The 19,729-nt window shown below is 64.1% G+C and carries 14 protein-coding genes; 11 read left to right on the forward strand and 3 right to left on the reverse strand.

The window, feature by feature from the left end:
• Positions 1-142: 142 nt before the first annotated feature.
• Positions 143-3,625 carry a carbamoyl-phosphate synthase large subunit gene (carB, locus tag JNC62_RS18840; RefSeq protein ID WP_374840741.1) on the reverse strand — a complete coding sequence of 1,161 codons (3,483 nt, stop codon included), beginning with the start codon at positions 3,623-3,625 and terminating at the stop codon, positions 143-145.
• A gap of 354 nt (positions 3,626-3,979) precedes the next feature.
• Between carB and ypfJ the strand changes: the two genes are divergently transcribed.
• The 3 genes from ypfJ (at position 3,980) to JNC62_RS18855 (ending at position 7,856) form a co-directional block, all read left to right on the forward strand.
• Complete coding sequence (gene ypfJ / locus JNC62_RS18845) at positions 3,980-4,915, forward strand: KPN_02809 family neutral zinc metallopeptidase (RefSeq protein ID WP_374840805.1); 936 nt, start codon at positions 3,980-3,982, stop codon at positions 4,913-4,915.
• A 136-nt stretch (positions 4,916-5,051) separates the two neighbouring features.
• Positions 5,052-6,302, forward strand: coding sequence for an MFS transporter (locus tag JNC62_RS18850; RefSeq protein WP_374840743.1), 1,251 nt, complete (start codon positions 5,052-5,054; stop codon positions 6,300-6,302).
• Between the two features lie 183 nt (positions 6,303-6,485).
• Complete coding sequence (locus JNC62_RS18855) at positions 6,486-7,856, forward strand: MATE family efflux transporter (RefSeq protein ID WP_374840745.1); 1,371 nt, start codon at positions 6,486-6,488, stop codon at positions 7,854-7,856.
• A gap of 166 nt (positions 7,857-8,022) precedes the next feature.
• On the opposite strand, the gene carA is transcribed toward JNC62_RS18855, so the two are convergent.
• Positions 8,023-9,231 (reverse strand): glutamine-hydrolyzing carbamoyl-phosphate synthase small subunit, encoded by a 1,209-nt coding sequence (gene carA, locus JNC62_RS18860; protein WP_374840747.1) that lies wholly within the window; start codon positions 9,229-9,231, stop codon positions 8,023-8,025.
• 336 nt (positions 9,232-9,567) lie between these two features.
• On the opposite strand from carA, the gene JNC62_RS18865 reads away from it, so the two are divergent.
• Positions 9,568-10,017: a GatB/YqeY domain-containing protein gene (locus JNC62_RS18865; RefSeq protein ID WP_374840749.1), complete on the forward strand. Its 450-nt coding sequence runs from the start codon at positions 9,568-9,570 to the stop codon at positions 10,015-10,017.
• Between the two features lie 99 nt (positions 10,018-10,116).
• Here JNC62_RS18865 and JNC62_RS18870 read toward each other — a convergent pair whose 3' ends face one another.
• Positions 10,117-11,010: a hypothetical protein gene (locus JNC62_RS18870; protein WP_374840751.1), complete on the reverse strand. Its 894-nt coding sequence runs from the start codon at positions 11,008-11,010 to the stop codon at positions 10,117-10,119.
• A gap of 181 nt (positions 11,011-11,191) precedes the next feature.
• Here JNC62_RS18870 and dnaG point away from each other — a divergent pair, with 181 nt between their 5' ends.
• From dnaG to JNC62_RS18905, 7 genes are all read left to right on the forward strand, one after another.
• Positions 11,192-13,201, forward strand: coding sequence for a DNA primase (gene dnaG / locus JNC62_RS18875; RefSeq protein WP_374840753.1), 2,010 nt, complete (start codon positions 11,192-11,194; stop codon positions 13,199-13,201).
• A gap of 336 nt (positions 13,202-13,537) precedes the next feature.
• A complete protein-coding gene (locus tag JNC62_RS18880; protein ID WP_374840754.1) occupies positions 13,538-13,828 on the forward strand; it encodes an HdeA/HdeB family chaperone in 291 nt (96 codons plus the stop codon).
• A 318-nt stretch (positions 13,829-14,146) separates the two neighbouring features.
• Positions 14,147-14,620: a VOC family protein gene (locus JNC62_RS18885; RefSeq protein WP_374840756.1), complete on the forward strand. Its 474-nt coding sequence runs from the start codon at positions 14,147-14,149 to the stop codon at positions 14,618-14,620.
• 134 nt (positions 14,621-14,754) lie between these two features.
• Positions 14,755-16,623 (forward strand): DNA helicase RecQ, encoded by a 1,869-nt coding sequence (gene recQ, locus JNC62_RS18890; protein WP_374840758.1) that lies wholly within the window; start codon positions 14,755-14,757, stop codon positions 16,621-16,623.
• Between the two features lie 289 nt (positions 16,624-16,912).
• The gene (locus tag JNC62_RS18895; RefSeq protein ID WP_374840760.1) at positions 16,913-18,115 is read left to right on the forward strand and encodes a glycine C-acetyltransferase; all 1,203 of its coding nucleotides are present in this window, start codon (positions 16,913-16,915) and stop codon (positions 18,113-18,115) included.
• 33 nt (positions 18,116-18,148) lie between these two features.
• A complete protein-coding gene (gene tdh, locus JNC62_RS18900) occupies positions 18,149-19,186 on the forward strand; it encodes an L-threonine 3-dehydrogenase (protein ID WP_374840762.1) in 1,038 nt (345 codons plus the stop codon).
• 16 nt (positions 19,187-19,202) lie between these two features.
• Positions 19,203-19,550 (forward strand): GFA family protein, encoded by a 348-nt coding sequence (locus tag JNC62_RS18905; RefSeq protein WP_374840764.1) that lies wholly within the window; start codon positions 19,203-19,205, stop codon positions 19,548-19,550.
• The last annotated feature ends 179 nt before the right edge of the window (positions 19,551-19,729 follow it).

Here is a 19,729-nt window from a genome sequence, read left to right on the forward strand (position 1 = left end):
CAGCCTGGAGCTTCCGGCAGCCGTCGGCCGACGGAGCTTAGGCTTTTGCCGGCAAACTTGCGGCACAGGCCCGACAACCTTGGCGACGAAAGGCGTTGCTGGCATTTCTACATCCAGGCGCCGCCACCGAGGTTATGGCGGCTCAGAAATAGCTCTGCAGCGGATGCACCTCGAGCTGGCCTTCCTTCAGCGCCTTGATCGCCTGGGCGGCGGCTTCGGCACCGGCCATGGTCGTGTAGTAGGGCACTTTTTGCATCAGCGCGGCGCGGCGCAAGGACTTGGAGTCCGAGATCGCCTTGGTGCCGTCCGTCGTGTTGATGACGAGCTGGACCTGGCGGTTGCGGATCGCGTCCTCGATGTGCGGACGGCCCTCCTGCACCTTGTTGACCTTGATAGCCACGATGCCGTTCTCGCCGAGGAAGCGCGCCGTGCCGGAGGTGGCCAGAACCTTGAAGCCGATCTCGGTGAGGATGCGGATCGCCGGCAGCACCCGCTCCTTGTCATCGTCGCGCACCGAGACGAACACCGCGCCGTCGCGCGGCAGGTCGACGCCGGCGCCGAGCTGCGACTTGGCGAAGGCGAGCGGGAAGCTGGTGTCGAGCCCCATCACCTCGCCGGTCGAGCGCATTTCCGGTCCGAGCAGGGTGTCGACGCCGGGGAAGCGGGCAAACGGGAACACGGCTTCCTTGACCGCGATGTGCTTCAACTTGCGCGGATCGGGCTTCTCGCCATAAGCCGCGATCGCCACGTCCAGCTTCTCACCGGCCATGACGCGGGCGGCGATCTTGGCGATCGGCGCGCCGATGGTCTTGGCGACGAAGGGCACGGTACGCGAGGCGCGCGGGTTCACTTCAAGCACGTAGATCGTGCCGTCCTTGATGGCGTACTGCACGTTCATCAGGCCGCCGACATTGAGTGCCTTGGCCAGCGCCCTCGTCTGGCGCTCCAGCTCCTCGACCATTTCGGCGGACAGGGTGCGGACCGGCAGCGAGCAGGCCGAGTCGCCGGAGTGGATGCCGGCCTCCTCGATGTGCTCCATGATACCGGAGACGAACACGTCCTCGCCGTCGCAGAGCGCATCGACGTCCACCTCGACGGCGTTGGTCAGGTAGCTGTCGAACAGCAGCGGGTTCTTGCCGAGCAGCGTGTTGATCTGGCCGGTCTTGTCGTTCGGGTAGCGCTGCTTGATGTCTTCCGGCACCAGGCCGGGGACGGTGTCGAGCAGGTAGGTCTGCAGCATCGATTCCGAATGGATGATCTGCATGGCGCGGCCGCCGAGCACGTAGGAGGGGCGCACGACCAACGGGAAGCCGATCTCGGCGGCGACGAGGCGCGCCTGCTCGACCGAATAGGCGATGCCGTTGTTCGGTTGCGTCAGGTCAAGCTTCTGCAGCAGCTTCTGGAAGCGGTCGCGGTCCTCGGCAAGGTCGATCATGTCGGGCGCGGTGCCGAGAATCGGTATGCCGTTCTTTTCCAGGGCTTCGGCGAGCTTCAGCGGCGTCTGGCCGCCGAACTGGACGATGACGCCGACGAGCGTGCCGTTGGTCTGCTCCGCTTTCAGGATTTCGATGACGTCCTCGGCGGTCAGCGGCTCGAAATAGAGGCGATCGGAGGTGTCGTAGTCGGTGGAGACGGTCTCCGGGTTGCAGTTGACCATGATCGCTTCATAGCCGGCATCCTTGAGGGCGAAGGCGGCATGGCAGCAGCAATAGTCGAACTCGATGCCCTGGCCGATGCGGTTCGGGCCGCCGCCGAGGATGACGACCTTCTTGCGATCGGAAATGCCGGCTTCCGAGCGCGTCTGGCCGGCAAAGGGCTCTTCGTAGGTCGAGTACATGTAGGCGGTCGGCGAGGCGAACTCGGCCGCGCAGGTGTCGATGCGCTTGAAGACGGGGCGGACGTCGAGGCTGTTGCGCAGTTCGGCCACTTCCTTCGGCCGCTTGCCGGAAAGCGTGGCGAGGCGGGCGTCGGAGAAGCCCATCGCCTTCAGCATGCGCAGGTTCTGCGGATCGGTCGGCAGGCCGTGCTCGCGGATGCGCGCCTCCATGTCGACGATCGCCTTGAACTGGGCGATGAACCACGGGTCGATCTTCGACCCCTCGTGCACCTCTTCCGGCGTAAAGCCCATGCGCAGCGCCTGGGCGACCATGCGCAGGCGGTCAGGCGTCGGGGTGGAGATTGCGGCACGCACGGCGTTCCTGCCGTCGCCGTCCTCGTAGCCGGGGATCTCGATCTCGTCGAGCCCGGTCAGCCCGGTCTCGAGGCCCCGCAGCGCCTTCTGCAGGCTTTCGGCGAAGGTGCGGCCGATCGCCATGACCTCGCCGACCGACTTCATCGCGGTCGTCAGCGTCGGCTCGGCGCCGGGGAATTTTTCGAAGGCGAAGCGCGGGATCTTGGTGACGACGTAGTCGATCGACGGCTCGAAGGAGGCCGGCGTCGCGCCGCCGGTGATATCGTTTTCCAGTTCGTCCAGCGTGTAGCCAATCGCGAGCTTGGCGGCGATCTTGGCGATCGGGAAGCCGGTGGCCTTCGATGCCAGAGCAGACGAACGCGAGACGCGCGGGTTCATCTCGATCACGACGAGACGGCCGTTGGCCGGGTTGACGGCGAACTGCACGTTCGAGCCGCCCGTCTCGACCCCGATCTCGCGCAGCACCGCGATCGAGGCGTTGCGCATGATCTGATATTCCTTGTCCGTCAGGGTCAGCGCCGGCGCGACGGTGATCGAGTCGCCCGTGTGGACGCCCATCGGATCGATGTTCTCGATCGAGCAGATGATGATGCAGTTGTCCGCCTTGTCGCGGACGACCTCCATTTCATACTCCTTCCAGCCGAGCACGCTTTCTTCGATCAGCACTTCCGTCGTCGGCGAGGCGTCGAGGCCGCCCGAGACGATGTCGAAGAATTCGGAGCGGTTGTAGGCAATGCCGCCGCCGGTGCCGCCGAGGGTGAAGGACGGGCGGATGATGGCGGGCAGGCCGATCTCGTCGAGCGCGGTGGCGGCGATCGCCATCGCATGGCTCATGTAGCGCTGCTTGCGGTCGGTCTCGCCGAGGTTCCACTGGTTCTCCAGCTCGTCGAGCGCCTTGTCGAGCGCGTCGCCGGAAAGTTCCGCTTTCAGCTTGGCCCGCTCGGCCTCATGCTTCTTGCGGTCGGCGTCCTTGATGTCGGTGGCGTTGGCCAGCATCGACTTCGGTGTCTCGAGTCCGATCTTTGCCATGGCCTCGCGGAACAGCGCCCGGTCCTCGGCCTTGTCGATCGCCTCCGGCTTGGCGCCGATCATCTCGACGTTGTAGCGCTCGAGCACGCCCATGCGCTTGAGGGAGAGGGCGGTGTTCAGCGCCGTCTGGCCGCCCATGGTCGGCAGAAGTGCGTCCGGGCGCTCCTTGGCGATGATCTTGGCGACGACTTCCGGGGTGATCGGCTCGATGTAGGTGGCATCCGCCAGCCCCGGATCGGTCATGATCGTCGCCGGGTTGGAGTTGACGAGGATGACGCGGTAGCCTTCTTCCTTCAGCGCCTTGCATGCTTGCGTTCCGGAATAGTCGAACTCGCAGGCCTGCCCGATGACGATCGGCCCCGCGCCGATGATGAGGACCGATTTAATGTCTTGGCGCTTGGGCATGGCTCTATCCGTTCTTGTACCTGCGCGAAAAACCGGCCAGGGTGGGAGGGTCACCGGCCGGGGCGCGAAAGGCATGGTCTTTAAAGGCTAGAAGCGGCTTATAGGCAAATGCCGCACCGAGCGAAACCCCGAAAATGATGGAAATGGCAGAATCTATGAACGCTTTCCACCGTTGCCTGAGCGCCCAACCGACACCGCGTTGCGCCGTGGCTGGCCGGCCGTCGGTTCGCCAAGGCAGCGAACAGGGCGCTGCCTGATCGGTGCGGGCAACCAATGGCGGACTTTTGCGTTCTGTAAAGACGCTATACTATGAATCGCGAAATTGCGGATGCCGTTGCGGCAAGGGAGCTGATCATGGAGTGGAAGGGCCGCCGTCAGTCCAGCAACGTCGAGGATCAACGCGGCAGCGGCGGGCAGCAGGGCGGCTTCGGCCGGGGCGGAGGCTTTCGCATCCCGATGGGCGGCGGTCCGGGCCGCGCCGGCGGAGGGCTGAGCTTCGGCACGATCATCTTCCTCGTCGCGCTCTATTTCATTCTCCGGATGATGGGTGTGGATCTCTTGCAGGTGCTGGGCGAGGGCGGCGGCGGCCAGGTGAATCTGCCGGGCTTCGAGCAGACGGACAGCGCCAGCCGCGCCAATTCCCCGAAACAGGAGGAAACGAAACAGTTCATGGCGACCGTGCTGGCGGAGACCGAAGACACCTGGAACGGCATCTTCCAGGCGAACGGCGTCCAGTACGAGGAACCCAAGCTCGTGCTGTTCTCCGGCAGCATCAATTCGGCCTGCGGCTTTGCCTCGGCAGCGACCGGACCGTTCTACTGCCCCGGCGACCGCAAGGTCTATCTGGACATGAACTTCTTCGACGAGCTCGCCAAGCGCTTCGACGCCAGCGGCGACTTCGCGCAGGCCTATGTGGTTGCCCACGAAGTCGGGCATCATGTCCAGAACCTCACCGGCGTGCTGCCGAAGTTCAACCGCGCCCGCCAGTCGATGAGCGAAGCGGAGGCCAACCAGATGTCGATTCGCGTCGAACTGCAGGCCGACTGCTATGCCGGCATCTGGGGCAAATACACCGAGCAGAAGGGGCTGCTCGAGACCGGTGACATCGAGGAAGCGTTGAATGCCGCCGTCCAGATCGGCGACGACACGATCCAGAAGCGCATGCAGGGCTATGTCGTTCCGGAAAGCTTCAACCACGGCACGTCCGAGCAGCGCCAGCGCTGGTTCAAGCGTGGTTTCGACAGCGGCCGCGTCCAGGACTGCGACACGTTCCAGACCGCCAATCCCTAGCCCGACGCCCTGATGCTTTCCGGTACGGGCGTCCGCGTCATCAGGAATTTGCAATATTCACGTATTGGTTCGTACCCGCCTGTTTTAGAACGCAGACTTCCAATTCTACGCGCGGTTTTCCGCCGGGACACCTCCGATGAACGATGAAAAAGCCGTCCGCCGGGGCCTTGCCCTCGTCTTCATGGTCATGTTCCTCGATGTCATCGGCATTGCCATCATCGTGCCGGTGCTGCCGGCCTATCTTGGCCAACTGACCGGCGACGACATCGGCACGGCGGCGGTCGATGGCGGATGGCTGCTGCTCGTCTATTCCGCCATGCAATTCCTGTTTGCGCCCCTCATCGGCAATCTGTCCGACCGTTTCGGACGCCGGCCGGTCCTGCTCGTTTCGGTTTTCACCTTTGCGATCGACAATCTCATCTGCGCGCTCGCCACGAGCTTCTGGATGCTGTTCGTCGGCCGGGTGCTGGCCGGCATCAGCGGCGCGAGCTTCGGGACGGCGGCCGCCTACATCGCCGACGTCTCCACCGACGCAACGCGGGCGAGGAATTTCGGCCTGATCGGCATCGCCTTCGGCACCGGCTTTGCGCTCGGGCCGGTCATCGGCGGGCTGCTCGGCGAACTCGGGCCACGCGTCCCGTTCTTCGGTGCGGCAGCTCTCGCCTTCCTGAACTTTGCGATCGCCTGGGCCTTGCTGCCGGAAAGCCTGGAGACAAGGCATCGCCGCCGCTTCGAGCTTGCGCGTGCCAACCCGCTCGGCGCCTTGCAGCAGATGCGCATCTATCCCGGTATCTTGTGGGTGCTGCTGGTTTTCCTCCTCTACTGGCTCGCCCATTCCGTCTATCCCGCCGTCTGGGCCTTTGTCGGCGCCTATCGTTACGGCTGGTCGGAGGGCCAGATCGGTCTGTCGCTCGGGATTTTCGGCATTGGCGCCGCTCTGGTGATGGCGGTCGTGCTGCCGCGCGTCGTGCCGGTGCTCGGCGAGTGGCGCACCGCGGTGCTTGGCCTTTCCTTCTCGGTGCTGGGGCTCGCCGGATATGCGGCCGCCTGGCAGGGCTGGATGGTTTACGCGGTGATCCTGCTCACGACCATCGAGAACCTGGCCGACCCGCCACTCCGTTCGATTGCCGCAGCGAAGGTTCCGCCCTCGGCTCAGGGCGAACTGCAGGGGGCGCTCTCGAGCCTCTCGAGCATCACCACGATCGCAGGGGCGTTGATCTTCACCCAGACTTTCGGCTATTTCACGAAACCTGACGCCCCGGTCACCTTTGCTGGAGCACCCTATGCGCTTGCCGCGATGATTCTGCTTTCGGGGGTCGCGGTGTTCGTGCTGAAGGTGCGGCGGCGGCCGAGCGAAGGAGCGAAAGCCGCTGAAGTGACCACCTGAGCCATCACCCGCACACCCGTTCTTCTCTAGAAATTGGAACGGAAGGTGCGTTTTGCCTGAATCCACCGAAGTCGATATCGGAAGAGCGCGCTTTCGCGCTGCTTTCCTTTGGTCGATGAACCAACGCTATTCGATCGATCGGCCCGTCGAAGCGATCGGAAGCGACCGAAAGGTAGCAGAATCATGCACGCAATCACCGCGCGCGAAAACAATTCCTGGGCGACCCATGTCCGCGCGACGCTCGCCCTCGGCATCCCGCTGATCGGCGCGCAACTGGCGCAACTTGGCATCCACACGACCGACGTCGTCATTCTCGGACGGCTGGGCGCGGCCCACCTGGCGGCCATCGTGCTTGCCGGGCAGTTTTTCTTCACGATCTTCATCTTCGGGTCCGGGTTCGCGACCGCCGTGATCCCGATGGTGGCGCAGGCCTATGGCCGCGGCGACGTCGTCTCGGTGCGGCGATCGGTGCGCATGGGCATGTGGGTCGTGCTGCTCTACTCGCTGCTGACGGTGCCGATCTTCTCGTACGCCGAGCAGATCCTGCTCTACGCCGACCAGAAGCCCGAGGTCGCCGCCCTGGCGCACCGATATCTGGCGATCGCCCACTGGGGCCTGCCGCCGGCGCTACTGTTCATGACCTTGCGCGGACTGGTCAGCGCGCATGGCAAGGCGGGCATCATCCTCTGGATCACCCTCGTCGTCCTCTTGGTCAATGCCATTTTCGCCTATGCGCTGGTGCTCGGCCATTTCGGCCTGCCGGCGCTGGGCATGGAGGGGGCTGCGATCGTCTCCTTCGGCGTGAACCTGCTGTCGTTCGTGCTGATCGTCGTCTACGTCCAGAGCCGGCCGGAGATGCGCCGCTACGAGCTGTTCGTCCGCTTCTGGCGCCCCGACTGGCCGGCCTTCTTCGAGGTGCTGCATCTCGGCCTGCCGATCAGCCTCACCATTTTGGCCGAGGTGAGCCTGTTTACCGTCGCCTCGCTGCTGATGGGATCGATCGGCACGATCGAACTCGCCGCCCATGGCATCGCCCTCCAGCTCACCTCGATCGCCTTCATGTTCCCCTATGGCCTCGCGCAGGCGGCGACGGTGCGCGTCGGCGTGGCGCACGGCAAGGGCGACCATCAGAGCGTCAAGCGGGCCTCGGTGGCGGTCATCGGCGTCGCATCGCTGATCTCGCTGTCGGGCGGGATCCTCTTCGCGCTCGCGCCGACGGCGCTGGCCGGCATCTTCCTCGACCGCCATTCGGCCGAGGCGGCGCAGGTGCTCGCCTATGCCGGGCCGCTCGTCGTCATCGCCGGCATCTTCCAGCTCGTCGACGGCCTGCAGGCGATCGCCTCGGGCCTCTTGCGCGGATTGAAGGACACGCGCGTGCCGATGATCCTGGCGTTGATCGCCTACTGGCCGATCGGCTTCGCCTGCGCCTGGACCTTCGCCTTCCCGCTCGGTCTCGGCGGCATCGGCGTCTGGCTCGGCTTCCTCTGCGGCCTCGCCGCCGCGGCCATCCTGCTCAACTGGCGCTACTTCCGCATGTTGGCTCGGCAGGGCTGAGGGGCAGGGGCGTCCGCAAGCCCCACCCGATCGCCCGCCGGACAGCGTTTGGCGCCATTGCCCCCCAACCGGCAGGATGGGGGGCCGTCTCGTCGACGCGAAGAACGAGAAAGGCCCGGAAGCATTGACTCCGGGCCTTTCAAAATTCCTGCGCAGCTCGATGCGCTTATGCCCGCTCGGGGATCGCCTCTTCACCCTTCTTCTCACGCACGAGGTTGATGAAGCGGCGGAAAAGGTAGTGGCTGTCCTGCGGGCCGGGCGAAGCCTCGGGGTGATGCTGAACGGAAAACACCGGCTTGCCGCTGAGCCGAAGGCCGCAGTTGGAACCGTCGAAGAGGGAAACGTGCGTTTCCTCGACGCCTTCCGGCAGGGAGTCGGAGGAAACCGCAAAGCCGTGGTTCATCGACACGATCTCGACCTTGCCGGTGGTGTGGTCCTTCACCGGATGGTTCGCGCCGTGGTGGCCCTGGTGCATCTTCTCGGTCTTGGCGCCAAGCGCGAGGCCCAGCATCTGGTGGCCGAGGCAGATGCCGAACATGGGAATGCCGGTCTTGATCAGGTCCTGGATCACGGGAACCGCATATTCGCCGGTCGCGGCCGGATCGCCGGGGCCATTGGAAAGAAAGATACCGTCCGGCTTCTGCGCCAGCACCTCTTCGCTGGAGGAGGTCGCCGGCATCACCGTCACCTTGCAGCCGAGACCGGCGAACAGGCGCAGGATATTGCGCTTCACGCCGAAGTCGAGCGCGACGATATTGTAGCCGGCGTCGCCTTCCGCCATCTCGTCGAAACCTTCGTTCCAGACCCAAGGCCCTTCACTCCAGCGCGAGGACTGGCCGGAGGAGGCGACCTTGGCCAGATCCAGGCCGACGAGGCCGCTCCAGGCCTTGGCTTCGGCCTTCAGCGTCTCGATGTCGAAGACGCCGGCCGGGTCGTGGGCGATCACGGCGTTCGGTGCGCCGTTTTCGCGGATCCAGGCGGTCAGCGCGCGCGTGTCGATGCCGCACAGGCCGATGATGCCGCGCGCCTTGAGCCACGCGTCGAGGTGCTTCACGGCCCGGTAGTTCGAGGGATCGGTGATGTAGGCCTTGAAGATAACCCCGACCGCACCGTGGCGCGCCGCAGGCGTCAGGTCTTCGATGTCCTCGTCGTTGGTTCCGACATTGCCGATGTGGGGAAAGGTGAAGGTGACGATCTGGCCGAGATAGGAGGGGTCCGTAAGGATCTCCTCGTAGCCGGTCAGCGCCGTGTTGAAGCACACCTCGGCCTGGACCTTGCCGGTCGCGCCGATGCCCTTGCCTTCGATCACGGTACCATCGGCGAGAACGAGCAGGGCTGTCGGCTTTTCGGTGGTCCAGGGGGCGGTTGAAGTCATGGTCATCCCTTTTCGGGCGGGCGGACCGGTCTGCCTTGAAAGGCGTTGGGTCAGCCGCCATTTAATGTCGCAAGCGTGGGCGCGCGGACGTACCGCGGAAGGGCCACCACATGCAAATTTCGTGCAGGTGCCGGAAAATAGACAAAGCGGGTCGCGGGGTCAACCGCCCCCTGTGAATTGATTGGAAATATAAATCCATTTAATTCAATGCCTTAGGCAATCAGTTTGATTGTTTGGATGTTGCTGGTCTATGAGAGCGCCCGAACGACAGAATTAACCGGACGACAACCGACCGCCATGACCGGCTGCGGGCGTGACCGTCCAGCGGAGAAAACGATGCGCGAGCAATTCGCAGAATGCCTCAAGGATGCGCTGAAGGCCAAGGACACGCGCCGCATTTCGACGGTGCGCCTGATCCAGGCGGCGATCAAGGACCGGGACATCGCCAACCGCGGCGCCGGCAAGGATCCGGTCGATGACGATGGGATCAAGCAGATCCTGGCGAAGATGATCAAGCAGCGCGAGGAGTCGGCGAAGATCTACGAGGACAACGGCCGACCGGAACTCGCCGCGCAGGAGCGGGAAGAAATCGCCGTCATCAACGGTTTTCTGCCCGAGCAGTTCTCTGAGGAAAAGGTGAAGGAAGTCTGCGCAAAGGTCATCAGCGAAACCGGCGCACACGGGTTGCGCGACATGGGCAAGTGCATGAGCGTCCTGAAAGAACGTTATCCTGGGCAGATGGATTTCGCTAAGGCGTCGGGTATCGTGAAGGACCTGCTGAAGTAACTGTCCATCCGGACCTATGGCGTGGTCAAAACCAATTGCGCTTTCGCCGGCTGCTCTCCGTGGGCAGCCGGTTTTCGTTTTGTCCGGATCGGCTCACAGTTACGACAATCGGGTCTGCGTGTTCTCGGTCCCGTTCATGGCGTCGTGATAGGCTAAGTCCACGATCGCGCACTTTTCCGCCTGATACTGCACGTATTCCTGCACCAGTCGCCGGGACACCCAGGCGGCGTTTTCTCCATGGTCTGCGTTCCAACCGAAGTCGCCCATCTCGGTCGCCTTGTCGAACAGCCGCCTCACATGGGTCCGAGATATGTTGAAACGGCGCGCGATACCGTTGATCGAGACGGTACCGGCGGGGAGGCGGTCCGGCGCGAAACTTTCGACTTCACCGCCCGTCTCGATCGATGCAATCAGTTGGTCCATGACCATCCCGCCGGCATTGGTCCAGGTGAACAGGTCGAAGGCGGGACCCTGGGTGCGCACTCCGAGTGCTTGAAGCAGCTTCCCGGCGACCATCGGCTGCAGGCGACGGATCATGGCCGGTTCGGAGCGGAAGCTGTCGGCGCGGTTTCCCCCGTCGATGCCGTCCAGCAGCGACAGGTGCAGTTCGAGCCAGTGCGACATCGATCGATGCGTGACCTCGGTCAGTTGCAGCAACCGCTTGCGGCGATCGCCATGCTGCTCGACAGGGCGCGCGAAGCCGATGTCGATGATCTCTTTGATGAAATCGGCGGCCGTGTTGCGGCTCGCCACGTTGTTTTCAGTGATCAGATCGATGAAGCGTGCGGCATAGAGACTGAAGGCCGGCTGCAGCGCTTCGCTCGTGCAGGCGAGGGCGTAGCCCGCATGGCACATTAGCCAGCGCTGCTGCGAAGAGAAGAGGGCACCGACGCGCGGATCCTGGTCATGGAGCCGCAGGAGGGCCTGCGCTCCCTGCTGGACGATGAAGAAAAAGCGCGAGTCGGCGGCGAGCGCTGGAGAAGGGATCGGCATAGCGGTCCTGACGGCAAGGTTGCCCTCTCATCGCCCGCGTGTGGCGCCTCTGTCAATTCTACTGGCGCTGATCGCTCCGTCCTCGCACTGTCGCCGGTCGGGAACTTGTCCTATTGTTGCCTCCGCATCCTTCCCACTATAGAGGGCTGCCCCCACCCGGCGACGGAGACAACGGTTCATCATGCGCTTTTCCCCTTCCTTCCTCGACGAGCTTCGCGATCGCGTGCCGATATCGGCCGTGGTCGGCCGGCGCGTCACCTGGGACCGGAAGAAGACCAATGTCTCGCGCGGCGACTACTGGGCCTGCTGCCCGTTCCACGGCGAGAAGTCGCCGAGTTTTCACTGCGAGGATCGCAAGGGGCGCTACCACTGCTTCGGCTGCGGCGTCTCGGGTGACCACTTCCGTTTCCTCACCGAGCTTGACGGCCTGAATTTCCCGGAAGCGGTGCAGCAGATCGCCGACCTGGCCGGCGTGCCGATGCCCCAGCCCGATGCACAGGCCGAGCGGCGCGAAAGGGAGCGCACCTCGCTTCTCGACGTCATGGAGATGGCGACGGTCTATTTCCAGGAGCAGTTGCAATCGGCTGCCGGGGCGCGCGCCCGCGCCTATTTGCGCGACCGCGGGCTGACAGGGCGGACGATCGAGACGTTCCGGCTCGGCTACGCGACCGACGGCCGCAACGCGCTGAAGGAACATCTGGCCGGCAAAGGCGTGCCGAAGGAACAGATCGAGGCCTGTGGTCTCGTCGTGCACGGCCCGGAGATTCCGGTGTCCTACGACCGCTTCCGCGACCGCATCATGTTCCCGATCCTGTCGTCGCGGGAGAAGGTGATCGCGTTCGGCGGCCGCGCGATGTCGCCGGATGCACCGGCAAAGTACCTGAACTCGAACGAGACCGAGCTCTTCCACAAAGGCAACGTGCTCTACAACTTCGCCCGCGCCCGCAGGGCGGCGCAGGGTGGCAGCCGCGCAGGCAACGCCGCGCAGGAGGAAAGAGGGACAGGCACGATCATCGCCGTCGAGGGCTACATGGACGTGATCGCCCTGCACCAGGCCGGCATCGAAAACGCGGTGGCGCCGCTCGGCACCGCGCTCACCGAGAACCAGCTGGAGTTGCTCTGGAAGATGACCCCGCAGCCCATCCTCTGCTTCGACGGCGACGGGGCGGGCATCCGCGCCGCCAACCGCGCCGCCGAACTGGCGCTGCCGCATATCAAGCCCGGCCGTACCGTGCGCTTCGCACTTCTTCCCGACGGCAAGGACCCGGACGACCTAGTGCGGCACGAGGGGCGCGAGCCCTTCGATGCGGTTCTCGCCTCCGCCCGGCCACTGGCCGAAATGATCTGGAGCCGCGAGGCCGCTGGCGGAAGCTACGAAACGCCGGAAAGCCGCGCCGAACTGGAGGCGCGGCTGAAGCAGATCGTCTCGGTGATCGCCGACGAGAACGTGCGCCGTCATTACCAGCAGGACATGCGCGACCGGCTGAACGCCTTCTTCCAACCCGCGGCCCGCCAGGGCGGCGAGCGCCGCGGCTTTGGCGGCCGCCAGCAGCGCCGCGAGGGCGGACGCGGTGCGGTCGGAACGCAATCCTCCACGCCTGCGACGATCTCCGACCGGCTGGCGCGGTCGACACTGGTGCGCGGTGGCGCGCAGGAGCTTCCCGCGCTTCGCGAAAGCGTTCTGGCGCTGACGATCGTCAATCATCCTCAACTGCTGTTCGAGGAATATGACGAGGTCGCTGCGATCGAATTCGACAATCGCGATCTGCAACGCTGCTGGTCGGAGGTGCTTGGCATCGCCGCGTCGGCGGGCGACCGCCTCACCCGCGACCGTCTCGTCGAGGAACTGGAAGCGGCTGACTTCGGCGCCATGCTGAAGGCGCTCGACCAGCAGATCCGCAATTCCCGCCTGTGGACGGCGACGGCGGAGGCCGCAGCCACCGACGCGCGCGAGGGCTACCTTCAGGCGCTTGCCTTGCACAAGCGCACGCGCGCGCTGCTCTGGCAGCGCCGCGAACTGGAACGCGAACTGGCGCAAGCGACCGAAGATGGCGACGGCGAGCGCGTGCCGCAGATCCTGCGCGCGCTGCAGGAGGTGCAGATGGAAACCACGCGTCTGGAGAACCAGGAGGCCATCATCGACGGCTTCGGCGTCATGTCCGGCCGGGTGAAGGGACCGGCGAAGGGATAGCGGCCAACGGCCCCTGCACGACCACGCTTTTGGCGCAAAAGGGCACCGTATGCCTGTCCCGAGACGGCAATTGCCTGATATCTGGCGCCAGAGACCAGACGCACGGAGAAAGCCGATCGCCGCGTGGCAGCAAAGCAGCAATTCTGACTGCATCACATTTGTCGTAACACGGGTGTTTTGGCGAGCTTTTGCTGCAGTATCGTGCTAGTCTTTTGACTTGCAAGGTGCATTACTTTGGCAAGAGTTGTTCTTGTCATGTTCAATTCTTCGAAGCGAACTCCAATAAGCGCAACCATTTGCCCCACCTGTGGGTGAGTTTTCCTATGGAGGACGACTATGAAACGCCTTCTCGCAATCGCAATCGCAGTAGGTTTCGGTCTCTCTGGCCAGTTACTGGCCGCGGAGATGGACATGTCCAAGCTCACCTGCAAGGAGGTCGAAGCAATGCCTGCCGCCAGAACGGTTGCCGTAGCCATGTGGGTGAGCGGCTACGTTCACGGCAAAGCGGGCAATCCCAAGATTGACGGCGAAAAGGCCCACGCCAACGCAGAAAAGGCTATCACCTATTGCAAGAGCAACCCCGGAGCCACCATGGCGGAGGCACTCGAGGCGATGGGAAAATCGTAGCGGAAGCTGCGAAGGCATGGTCTAGGCGACATGTCGCTGGCGTCGCATTGGTAAACCTCCGGCATGTTTCCCCGGAAACGCAACCAGCGCAAATGACGCAAACACCTTCTTGTTGATGATTGGCCCCGCCCCCGAGTATTCGCTCTGAGGCGGGGTATCGCTTGCCTAGACTTCTTCTTCAGCCTTGGCGGCACTCATATTGGCCCGCGTATATAAGCGCGAGTACCTTCTACCCAGCGCAAGGCAAGTTTTGAATTCCAGATGCATCATGTACTTCTGGGAAAATTTCAGTACGAGGTTTACCGAAAGGAACAGGCAATGGCGAAGAATACGATTTGCCTCTGGTTCGACAAGGACGCCGAGGCTGCCGCTCGCTTTTACTGCGGGATCTTTCCGGACAGCAGAATGGGGGCGGTGCACCGCGCGCCCAGCGATTACCCGTCCGGCAAGGAGGGCGACGTGCTGACGGTGGAATTCACGGTTGCGGGCATTCCCTGTCTTGGCCTGAACGGCGGGCCCGCATTCTCACACAACGAAGCCTTCTCGTTCCAGATCGCCACCGATGATCAGGAAGAGACAGACCGCTACTGGAATGCCATCGTCGGCAACGGCGGCCAGGAGAGCGCGTGTGGCTGGTGCAAGGACAAGTGGGGAATTTCCTGGCAGATCACGCCGCGCGTCCTGACGGACGCGCTGGCGATCGGCGGCGCCGAGGCAAAGCGCGCGTTCGAGGCCATGATGACCATGAAGAAGATCGATGTCGCCGCGATCGAGGCGGCGCGGCGCGGTTGACGCGCCATCGGGTCTTGCGGCCTGAATCGCTGCCAGAACGGTCATGACCGGATCAGGAGGCAGAAGACGCCGTCACCTCTTGCGCCACTGCGCCGTCTGGCCATGATGCGCGGGCGATTCCCCGAAAGAGACCGATGCCGCCCGACAGACCCGACCCGCCATTCTCCACAGACCGCCTGTTCGATGCTGGGCGCACGCCGCTCGACGTGCTCAAGCGCGTCTACGGCTATGATGCCTTTCGCGGCAAGCAGCAGGAGGTGGTGGAGCATGTGACGGCCGGCGGCGATGCCGTCGTGCTGTTCCCGACCGGGGCCGGCAAGTCGCTGTGCTTCCAGATTCCCTCGCTCTGCCGCGACGGCGTCGGCATCGTCGTCTCGCCGCTGATCGCCTTGATGCGCGACCAGGTGGAAGCGCTGAAGCAGCTCGGCGTGCGCGCCGCTGCCCTGAATTCCTCGCTGTCGCGCGACGAGGCGATCGCCGTGATGCGCGCAGTCCGCACCGGCGAGCTCGACCTTCTCTACGTCACGCCCGAGCGCCTCGTTACCGAAGGTTTTGCCGAGTTGATCGGCAATGCCCGCATCGCGCTCTTTGCCATCGACGAGGCGCATTGCGTTTCCCAATGGGGTCATGACTTCCGCCCCGAGTACCGCGCGCTCGACTGCCTTGCGGAGCGCTACCCCGGCGTGCCGCGGATCGCGCTGACGGCGACCGCCGACCCGCACACCCGCGACGACATCATCGAGCGGCTGTCGCTCGGAACGGCGCGGGTGTTCACCACCTCCTTCGACCGGCCGAACATTTCCTACGATATCGTCGAGCGCGACCAGCCGCGCCAGCAGTTGCTTCGTTTCCTCTCGCGCCACAAGGACGCCAGCGGCATCGTCTACTGCCTGTCGCGCGCCAAGGTGGAGGACACCGCCGAGTGGCTGGACAAGCAGGGGATTCGGGCGCTGCCGTACCATGCCGGACTGGACCGCGCCGTTCGCGACGCCCACCAGGATGCCTTCCTCAAGGACGAAAACCTCTGCCTCGTCGCCACCGTCGCCTTCGGCATGGGCATCGACAAGCCGGACGTGCGCTATGTCGCCCATCTCGACCTGCCGGGCTCGGTCGAGGCCTATTACCAGGAAACCGGCCGCGCCGGACGCGACGGCCAGCCGTCCGAGGTCTGGATGGCCTACGGCATGGCGGACGTGCTGCAGCGCCGCCGGATGATCGACGAAGGCGACGCTGCCGAGGAGGTCAAGCGCGTCGAGCGCGCCAAGCTGAACGCGCTGCTCGCCATCTGCGAGACCGCCTCCTGCCGCCGGCAGGCGATCCTGGCCCATTTCGGCGAGGGCCATCCGGGCGGCTGTGGCAACTGCGACACCTGCCGCAACCCGGTCGAGACCTGGGACGGCACGGAGGCGGCGATCACCGCGCTCGCGGCAGTCTACCGCACCGGCGAGCGTTTTGGTGCCGGCCATGTCATCGATGTGCTGATGGGTACCGTCAATGAGAAGACCGAGCGCTTTGGCCATGTCGACATGCCGGTCTTCGGCGCCGGCAAGGACATTGCGGCCCGCACCTGGCAATCGGTCTTCCGCCAGTTGCTGGCCATGGGCCTGATCCGCATCGACCACACGGCCTACGGGGCGATGAAGCTGGAGCCCGAGGCGCGCGCCGTCTTCCGCCGCGAGCGCGAGGTGCGCTTCCGCAAGGACCGGCCGGTCTCGGTCAAGGCGGCACGAAACCAGAGATCGGCGGCGGCCCGCGAGCGCGCCGATCTCGCCGGCTCCGATCTCGAACTGTTCGAAAAGCTGCGCGCCGAGCGCCTGTCGATCGCCAAGGACCTCGACGTCCCGCCCTACGTCGTCTTCCCCGACGCCACGCTGATCGCGCTCGCCAAGGAGCGGCCGGGCGATTGGGACGAACTTCTGGACATCCCCGGCATCGGCCAGAGCAAACGCGAGCGGTTCGGCAAGGCATTTCTGCGGGTGATCGAAGAATACGTCGAGCTATAACACGACCTCATGCGTTGCGGCGCTCGCTGGTATAGTGGCGATTGCCCCTCACCCTAACCCTCTCCCCGCGAGCGGGGAGAGGGGACGGAGGCCGCGCGGCGTTTTTTCTTCTCCCCGCTTCGGGGAGAAGGTGCCGGCAGGCGGATGAGGGGCAATTGCACCTCGACCAGCGGATGAGGGCCGGATACACCCGGCCTCGCGCGGCCACGACGTTATTGGTCGGGGCTGCAAGACGGCAATCGCCGTGCTAAGACGTCGACGGTACCTTGTCTTATCGGAGAAGCCACCGATGACCGCCGCCTTTCTTTCGCACCTGCGCGCCGAACTCGAAGGCTTGAAGGCTGCCGGCCTCTATAAGTCCGAGCGGGTCATCACGTCGAAGCAGGCGGGCACGATCGAGGTCGCCGGACCCCCTGGAGGTGATGGCCAGCGCGTCCTCAACTTCTGCGCCAACAACTATCTCGGCCTCGCCGACAGCGAGGAACTGGCGGACGCCGCCAAGAAGGCGCTCGACCGCTACGGCTACGGCATGGCCTCGGTGCGCTTCATCTGCGGCACGCAAGAGGAGCACAAGCAGCTGGAGGCGAAGATTTCGTCCTTCCTCGGCATGGAGGACACGATCCTCTACTCCTCCTGTTTCGATGCCAATGGCGGGCTGTTCGAGACGCTGCTCGGCGAGGACGACGCGATCATTTCCGACGCGCTGAACCACGCCTCGATCATCGACGGCGTGCGTCTCTCCAAGGCCAGGCGCTTCCGCTATGCCAACAACGACATGACGGCACTGGAGGAGGAACTGAAAAAGGCCGAAGGAAGCCGCTTCAAGCTGATCGCCACCGACGGCGTCTTCTCGATGGACGGCATCATCGCCAACCTTCAGGGCGTCTGCGACCTTGCCGAGAAGCATGGCGCCATGGTCATGGTCGACGACAGCCATGCCGTCGGCTTCGTCGGCAAGCACGGCCGCGGCTCGGCTGAGCATTGCGGCGTCGAGGGCCGCATCGACATCATCACCGGCACGCTCGGAAAGGCGCTCGGCGGCGCCTCCGGCGGCTACACGTCGGCGAGCGCCGAGGTGGTCGAGTGGCTCCGCCAGCGCTCGCGCCCCTATCTATTTTCCAACACGCTGGCGCCAGTCATCGCCGCTGCATCGCTTAAAGTTTTCGACCTGATCGAGAACGGTGATGCGCTGCGCGCTCGCCTCTATGCGAACGCCGACCTCTTCCGCTCCGAGATGACGAAGCTCGGCTTCACGCTTGCGGGCGACGGTCATCCGATCATCCCGGTCATGCTGGGCGATGCAGCGCTGGCGCAGGCGATGGCGGCAAGAATGCTGGAGCAGGGCGTCTACGTTATCGGCTTTTCCTTCCCCGTCGTGCCGAAAGGCCAGGCCCGCATCCGCACCCAGATGTCGGCGGCACACGGCGAGGCTGACGTAAGGAAAGCAATTTCCGTCTTTGCTGAAGTCGGACGTGAACTGGGCGTGATTTGAAGAGTCATCTGAATCCCTTGCGGAGATTTTTCGATGTCGAACATGATGCGTGCGCTGGTCAAATCCAAACCTGAAGTCGGGTTGTGGATGGAAAATGTGCCGGTGCCGGAACCCGGCCCCAACGATGTCCTCATCCGGGTGAAAAAGTCCGCCATCTGCGGCACCGACGTGCACATCTGGAACTGGGACCAGTGGGCGCAAAAGACCATTCCCGTGCCGATGGTGGTCGGCCATGAGTTCGTCGGCGAGATCGCCGAGATCGGTTCGGCCGTGACCAAGTACCACGTCGGCGAGCGGGTTTCGGGCGAGGGCCACATCGTCTGCGGCAAGTGCCGCAACTGCCGCGCCGGGCGCGGGCACCTCTGCCACTATACCCAGGGCGTCGGCGTCAATCGCCCGGGTTCCTTCGCCGAGTTCGTCTGTATCCCCGAATACAACGTCGTGGCGATCCCCGACGATGTGCCGGATGAGGTGGCCGCCATCTTCGATCCGTTCGGCAATGCCGTCCACACGGCGCTCTCGTTCGATCTCGTCGGCGAGGACGTGCTTGTCACCGGCGCCGGGCCGATCGGCATCATGGGAGCGATGGTCGCCAGGCGCGCCGGCGCCCGCAAGGTCGTCATCACCGACATCAACCCGGTGCGGCTCGAGCTCGCCCGCAAGGTCGGCATCGATCATGTCGTGGACGCTTCAAAGGAAGACCTGACGGAGGTCATGAGCGCGATCGGCATGACCGAGGGGTTCGACGTCGGGCTGGAGATGTCCGGCGCGCCGCCCGCCTTCCGCTCGATGATCGACGCGATGAACAACGGCGGCAAGATCGCCATCCTCGGCATCGCGCCGACCGGCTTCGACATCGACTGGAACAAAGTCATCTTCAAGATGCTGACGCTGAAGGGCATCTACGGGCGCGAGATGTTCGAGACCTGGTACAAGATGATCGCCTTCGTGCAGGGCGGGCTCGATCTGGCGCCGATCATCACCCATCGCATCAGGATCGAGGAATTCCGCGACGGCTTCGAGGCGATGCGCGCCGGCAATTCCGGCAAAGTGGTGATGGATTGGCACTAATGGGAGATTACTTGCAATGAAATACGAAGGAAGCTGCCACTGCGGCAACGTCGCCTTCGAGGTCGAGGGCGACTTCGATACGGCGATGGACTGCAATTGTTCCATGTGTCGCCGGCGCGGCGGCCTTCTCGCGTTCGTGCCGCGGGACAAGCTGGTGCTGACAGTTCCGGAACAGAACGTCTCGACCTATCAGTTCAACCGTCACGTCATCCGCCATCACTTCTGCGCCGTGTGCGGCATCGCGCCCTATGGCGAGGGGACGGACGGAAAGGGTAACGAGATGGTGGCTGTCAATCTGCGGTGCATTCCGGCAATTGACCTCGATACTCTATCAATCACAAAGGTCGACGGGCGGTCGTTCTGATGGGGTGCGAATCGCCGGTGTTGGCAGCGGAAGAGCCCGGGCCCTTGTCTTTTCCGCGACCATCCCTACATGTTGTCCAGCAACCGCAACCGGCGCCTCTCGCCTTGAAGACCCGAATCAAAGGGTTTTCAGGGTTTTTTGGCAGAAGAGCTTGACGGAACCGAAAATTCTGGGAATCA

It is taken from the genome of Mycoplana ramosa, assembly GCF_041930185.1.
GTDB classification, from domain to species: Bacteria; Pseudomonadota; Alphaproteobacteria; order Rhizobiales; family Rhizobiaceae; genus Mycoplana; species Mycoplana ramosa.

What these genes read in the sequence shown, in the direction of transcription:
- carB (WP_374840741.1), bottom strand. Translation starts at nt 3,625, where the DNA reads ATGCCCAAGCGCCAAGACATTAAATCGGTCCTCATCATCGGCGCGGGG.
- ypfJ (WP_374840805.1), top strand. Translation starts at nt 3,980, where the DNA reads ATGGAGTGGAAGGGCCGCCGTCAGTCCAGCAACGTCGAGGATCAACGC.
- JNC62_RS18850 (WP_374840743.1), top strand. Translation starts at nt 5,052, where the DNA reads ATGAACGATGAAAAAGCCGTCCGCCGGGGCCTTGCCCTCGTCTTCATG.
- JNC62_RS18855 (WP_374840745.1), top strand. Translation starts at nt 6,486, where the DNA reads ATGCACGCAATCACCGCGCGCGAAAACAATTCCTGGGCGACCCATGTC.
- carA (WP_374840747.1), bottom strand. Translation starts at nt 9,231, where the DNA reads ATGACTTCAACCGCCCCCTGGACCACCGAAAAGCCGACAGCCCTGCTC.
- JNC62_RS18865 (WP_374840749.1), top strand. Translation starts at nt 9,568, where the DNA reads ATGCGCGAGCAATTCGCAGAATGCCTCAAGGATGCGCTGAAGGCCAAG.
- JNC62_RS18870 (WP_374840751.1), bottom strand. Translation starts at nt 11,010, where the DNA reads ATGCCGATCCCTTCTCCAGCGCTCGCCGCCGACTCGCGCTTTTTCTTC.
- dnaG (WP_374840753.1), top strand. Translation starts at nt 11,192, where the DNA reads ATGCGCTTTTCCCCTTCCTTCCTCGACGAGCTTCGCGATCGCGTGCCG.
- JNC62_RS18880 (WP_374840754.1), top strand. Translation starts at nt 13,538, where the DNA reads ATGAAACGCCTTCTCGCAATCGCAATCGCAGTAGGTTTCGGTCTCTCT.
- JNC62_RS18885 (WP_374840756.1), top strand. Translation starts at nt 14,147, where the DNA reads ATGGCGAAGAATACGATTTGCCTCTGGTTCGACAAGGACGCCGAGGCT.
- recQ (WP_374840758.1), top strand. Translation starts at nt 14,755, where the DNA reads ATGCCGCCCGACAGACCCGACCCGCCATTCTCCACAGACCGCCTGTTC.
- JNC62_RS18895 (WP_374840760.1), top strand. Translation starts at nt 16,913, where the DNA reads ATGACCGCCGCCTTTCTTTCGCACCTGCGCGCCGAACTCGAAGGCTTG.
- tdh (WP_374840762.1), top strand. Translation starts at nt 18,149, where the DNA reads ATGTCGAACATGATGCGTGCGCTGGTCAAATCCAAACCTGAAGTCGGG.
- JNC62_RS18905 (WP_374840764.1), top strand. Translation starts at nt 19,203, where the DNA reads ATGAAATACGAAGGAAGCTGCCACTGCGGCAACGTCGCCTTCGAGGTC.